Raw genomic sequence first — 316 nt, forward strand, 5'->3', positions numbered from 1 at the left:
AGCGGACGTCCGGCAGTATCAGACGATGGTTTCAAGGCGGTCGATGTCGATATCGAGGTCTTGCCAAGACTCATACACAGAACATTCTCGAAAGTATCTATTCTTCTCGAAAAGCACTCTAATCATTCCTTTATGCGAGTTCGGGTTAAGAAAGTCTTTGTAAAAGTTGGTAATCTCGTTAGTTCTTTGTAATTTTATTGTTGTAAATCAGTAATTTACAAAACAACCAAGCGATGATTACCAAAGACAAAATTATAGAAATTTTCTGTATTATTGATGAGTTTGACAAGAATTTGAATGTTGAACTGAGTAAAAA

At 35.4% G+C, this 316-nt stretch carries 1 protein-coding gene and 1 pseudogene; both read left to right on the forward strand.

What is annotated here, in order from left to right; genetic code table 11:
- A partial coding sequence (locus EII32_RS12665; RefSeq protein ID WP_233582407.1) for a hypothetical protein occupies nt 1–192 on the forward strand: 192 nt, incomplete at its 5' end.
- A 41-nt stretch (nt 193–233) separates the two neighbouring features.
- Nucleotides 234–316: pseudogene (locus EII32_RS12800) on the forward strand (transposase); the annotation flags it as partial.

The organism is Prevotella sp. OH937_COT-195 (genome assembly GCF_003932845.1).
In the GTDB taxonomy this organism is placed as follows: Bacteria; Bacteroidota; Bacteroidia; order Bacteroidales; family Bacteroidaceae; genus Prevotella.